The sequence below is a fragment of the Vibrio sp. M260118 genome, assembly GCF_036533755.1.
Classification (GTDB): domain Bacteria; phylum Pseudomonadota; class Gammaproteobacteria; order Enterobacterales; family Vibrionaceae; genus Vibrio.
Genome location: NZ_JATABG010000292.1, coordinates 1 through 4,686 on the forward strand (window position 1 = coordinate 1; position 4,686 = coordinate 4,686).

Consider the following 4,686-nt stretch of genomic DNA (forward strand, 5'->3'; position numbering starts at 1 on the left):
ATATTAACTTTGTTGGTGATACCTGTACTTTATTACGTAGCGATGCGAAGACGGTTTGCGTAAACCAAGAGAAAACCCCGCGATTCGTCGCGGGGTTTTTCTATAGCGTGAAACTCATTGGGCAGTGATCACTCAGTTGATACTTTAAAACCTCGGTAATTGGAAATAGGTTTTGAATCGGTTTAGAAATGTTTAGCCCCTTACTGGTCACTACATGGTCAATCAAAGAACGAAACTGATGGGCGCGCTGTGGATTGTTACGAGATTTCACTTTGCACAGTGCTTTGGTTTCATTTGACGCGAGTGTTGCATCTGTGCCTTTAGCGATGACTTTCCAAAGCCAATCATCATGAAAGTTCAAATTATGATTGAAATCGCCTAAGACAATATAGGTTTCACCTCGACGTTCGCGGCTTTTAATCCATTTATTTAAAGATTGTCCCTGCTGTTTTAGCGTGCGACAGTCACGGCTTGTATTATAAGCACCAGAGCAACGCACTTTTAGGTGAACAGATAGTGCGTGTATAGGCTCATTTGAGTGCGGATAGAACACAATATAGCTGGCAAATCTAAGTTTACTGTTTGGGTTGTTATCCAATTTCACATCGGGTTTGTCCACCACTGTGATACCGCGCTTAACCGCAAAGCCTGTATACTGATTAATATTATCAAACTGGAGGCTTGAATTGTCTTTTTGACTCCGTTGTGAGAAAAACAGCTGATAGTCTTGCCCTACTACCTGCTTTAGCGCCTTTGCATCATTGACTTCTTGAAATGCTATTACCTTGCTATCCATTGACTTAAAGTGGCGTCTCAAGGCCAAAAAATCTTCCTCACTTCGCAATGAGGCTGTAAATCTGTTTGATGGTGCGCTGGTCAGCCATTCTATATTCCACGTCGAGATAGTCATTTCGGATGAAATAGAAGGTAGCGATGTGAATAAGAGTAATAAAGCAAATAGTGACCAATTTTTAGCACGCAGCATAGGATCAATCCAAGTAGTTTTATCGCAGCCTTTATTCTACAAGAGGTTGAAAAAATTCAAGTGGGATTCGTACCATTTTTTTAATTTTCATCATTTTCTTTCCAACTGAGATCGGTGCCACTAGATTCGATTTGATCTTGAGCGGGGCTCCAATTTTATTGATCGAAATCAATACTTTTTCCAGTGTCATTTCGTTTAATACGGCACAACATATAGTGTCAGTCGAATAATAAATCGCCCTATATAGTGTGTTTGTGGATAACTCTGTGAGTATGCTGGGGTAAGGAGAAAAGGTGAAACCTATCGTAATCAAGCGGGATGGCTCAAGAGCTCCGTTTAGCAGGGATCGTATACAGGCTGCAGTGGAATCAGCAGCAGAGCTGGTAGATAAAGAAATCGCAATTTATGCACTTAATGTGGCATTAGCGGTAGAGCTCCAGCTAAAAGATCACGATGAAGTACACATCCACGACATCCAAACTCTAGTAGAAAATGAGTTAATGCAAGGGCCTTATAAGTCACTTGCTCGTGCTTACATAGAATATCGCCACGACCGCGATATGGCTCGTGAGAAGCAAAGCGCGTTAACTCGTGAAATCGAAGGCTTAATCGAAGAGAGTAACGTTGACCTCATCAATGAAAATGCTAATAAAGATGGCAAGGTTATTCCAACACAGCGCGACCTACTAGCAGGTATCGTTGCGAAGCACTACGCGAAGACACACATTTTACCGCGTGATATCGTTCAAGCTCATGAGATGGGTGATATTCACTACCACGATTTAGACTACGCGCCGTTCTTCCCAATGTTTAACTGTATGCTTATCGATCTAAAGGGCATGCTAACTCACGGCTTTAAAATGGGTAACGCGGAGATCGATACGCCTAAATCTATTTCTACTGCAACGGCGGTGACGGCGCAAATTATCGCTCAGGTTGCTAGCCACATTTATGGCGGTACGACCATCAACCGGATTGATGAAGTACTAGAACCATACGTGATGACAAGTTACGACAAGCATCTTGAGATCGCAAAAGAATGGGATATCCCGAACCCGAAAGAGTTTGCTGCTGCTCGTACGGAGAAAGAGTGTTATGACGCATTCCAATCATTGGAGTACGAAGTAAACACATTGCACACAGCTAACGGCCAAACGCCATTCGTTACCTTTGGCTTCGGCCTAGGTACAAGTTGGGCATCTCGCCTTATCCAGCAGTCGATCCTTAAGAATCGAATTGCCGGCTTAGGTAAGAACCGTAAGACTGCGGTATTTCCAAAGCTAGTCTTTGGCATTAAAGATGGCCTTAACCATAAGCCAGAAGACGCGAACTATGATATTAAGCAACTTGCGCTTGAGTGTGCGTCAAAGCGGATGTACCCAGACATTCTTAACTACGATAAAGTAGTCGAGATCACTGGTTCATTTAAGACGCCTATGGGTTGCCGTAGCTTCCTTGGTACCTACGAAGAGAATGGTGAGTTAATCCATGAAGGTCGTAACAACCTTGGTGTTGTTAGCCTTAACTTGCCACGTATTGCCATCGCTGCAAAAGGTGATGAGAAGCAGTTCTATAAGCTACTTGATGAGAGACTTGACCTTGCCCGTCGTGCTCTGGAAACGCGTATTTCTCGTCTAGAAAATGTTAAAGCTCGCGTCGCTCCTATCTTGTACATGGAAGGTGCTTGTGGTATTCGCCTTAAAGCGGACGAGCCAATTGCTAACATCTTTAAAAATGGTCGTGCTTCAATTTCACTGGGTTACATCGGTATCCATGAAACGATTAACGCGCTATGCAGCAATGATACGCACGTTTACGATGATTCTGAGCTCAGACAAAAAGCTATCGATATCGTTAAGTACCTGAAAAACCGCGTTGACCAATGGACTGAAGAGTCGGGTTACGGTTACAGCTTGTACGGTACACCAAGTGAGAACCTATGCAGTCGCTTCTGCCGCATTGATACTAAAGAGTTTGGTGTGATTGAAGGCGTAACAGACAAAGGTTACTACACTAACAGCTTCCACCTAGATGTAGAGAAAAAGGTAAACCCATACGATAAGATCGATTTCGAGATGCCTTACCCGCATATCTCAAGCGGTGGCTTTATCTGTTACGGTGAGTTCCCTAACATGCAGCGCAACGTAGAAGCGTTAGAGAACGTATGGGATTACAGTTACAGCCGTGTACCTTACTACGGTACTAATACACCAATCGATGAGTGTTACGAGTGTGGCTACACAGGTGAGTTTGATTGTACGAGTAAGGGCTTTACCTGTCCTAGCTGTGGCAACCATGACTCTACTAAGGTGTCAGTAACTCGGCGAGTATGTGGTTACTTAGGTAGCCCAGATGCTAGACCGTTCAACTTCGGTAAACAAGAAGAAGTGAAACGTCGCGTTAAGCACCTGTAGAATTGAGCTTATAACCTTCGACATGAGCCCTAGATGTTAGGGCTCATTTTATTTAAAGATTAATGCCATGAACTACCACCAATACTATCCAATCGATGTCGTTAACGGACCAGGTACGCGCTGTACCTTGTTTGTGTCTGGTTGCGTGCATCAATGTAGAGGTTGTTATAACCAGTCGACACAAAGGCTGGATTCTGGTGTGTTGTTTACTCAAGAAGCCGAAGACAAAATTATTACTGACCTCAACGATACTAGAGTTAAGCGTCGTGGCCTGTCGCTGTCGGGAGGGGACCCACTACATCCTGCCAACGTGCCAAGTATCCTAAAACTGGTCAAACGTGTGCGTGAAGAGTGCCCGGGAAAAGACATTTGGCTATGGACGGGTTATACGCTTGCTGAACTTGATCAAGCCCAACAAGAGGTCATTCAGTACATAGATACATTGATTGACGGTAAGTATGAACAAGACAAACGCGACCTAAATCTTGAGTGGCGCGGAAGTTCCAACCAGATCATTCATAGATTTAAACTCTAATCCTAGACAGAATATCTCGCTATAGCGGATGCAATAGTTGCGAAATTGTTAACGTTGTTTGGGTTTTAATCCTGTTTTGCACTGCTGCGATGAATTTTTATTTCTAGATTTCTCTAATAGATGATAACTTGAAGGCCATTACTTGAATTTCAAAGGGTTGTGACTTTCATGTTCTCACATCTACCGACTCCAACATTGGATCCTATTCTCTCTTTATCCGTTGCGTACCGTAACGATCCCCGCAGTGAAAAAGTCGATCTCGGCATTGGGGTATATAAAAACAGCGCTGGTGAAACACCAGTTATGCGCGCGGTAACTCAAGCTCAAGACATTGTTGTCGCAGAGCAAAAAACCAAATCTTATGTGGGCCTTGCTGGCTGTGAAGAGTTCAACCAATCTATGGTTAACTTACTGCTAGACGGCACTTCCGCAATGGACCGTGTGGCTGCGATTCAAACGCCTGGAGCCAGTGGTGCACTGCGCATGTTGGGCGATTTGATGAAAGTCGCTCAGCCAAACACGACAGTCTGGATCTCGAATCCTAGTTATGTCAATCACCGTCCAGTGATGGAAGCAGCAGGCTTAAAGGTCAAACACTACAGCTACTTTAGCCCTGAAACTAAGCAAGTTGATGTTGATAAAATGATGGCGGACCTTTCTCAAGCGGGTCCGGAAGATGTGGTACTTCTGCATGGTTGCTGCCATAACCCGACTGGCGCTGACATCGATTTTTCTGCGTGGCAGGCGATTAC

4 protein-coding genes are annotated in these 4,686 nt (G+C 44.1%); 3 read left to right on the forward strand and 1 reads right to left on the reverse strand.

Annotation, left to right across the window (positions count from 1 at the left end):
- Positions 1–100: 100 nt before the first annotated feature.
- Positions 101–985, reverse strand: coding sequence for an endonuclease/exonuclease/phosphatase family protein (locus QTO00_RS15170; protein WP_331425538.1), 885 nt, complete (start codon positions 983–985; stop codon positions 101–103).
- Between the two features lie 293 nt (positions 986–1,278).
- Between QTO00_RS15170 and nrdD the strand changes: the two genes are divergently transcribed.
- The 3 genes from nrdD to QTO00_RS15185 form a co-directional block, all read left to right on the forward strand.
- Positions 1,279–3,399 (forward strand): anaerobic ribonucleoside-triphosphate reductase, encoded by a 2,121-nt coding sequence (gene nrdD / locus QTO00_RS15175; protein WP_331425539.1) that lies wholly within the window; start codon positions 1,279–1,281, stop codon positions 3,397–3,399.
- 67 nt (positions 3,400–3,466) lie between these two features.
- Positions 3,467–3,934, forward strand: coding sequence for an anaerobic ribonucleoside-triphosphate reductase-activating protein (gene nrdG / locus QTO00_RS15180; RefSeq protein WP_331425540.1), 468 nt, complete (start codon positions 3,467–3,469; stop codon positions 3,932–3,934).
- Between the two features lie 168 nt (positions 3,935–4,102).
- Positions 4,103–4,686, forward strand: a 584-nt coding sequence (locus QTO00_RS15185) for an aminotransferase class I/II-fold pyridoxal phosphate-dependent enzyme (protein WP_331425541.1), incomplete at its 3' end; no start/stop codon positions are given.

Bases quoted from the DNA above. Each gene is read 5' to 3' on its own strand.
- QTO00_RS15170 (WP_331425538.1), bottom strand. From the start codon at position 985: ATGCTGCGTGCTAAAAATTGGTCACTATTTGCTTTATTACTCTTATTC.
- nrdG (WP_331425540.1), top strand. From the start codon at position 3,467: ATGAACTACCACCAATACTATCCAATCGATGTCGTTAACGGACCAGGT.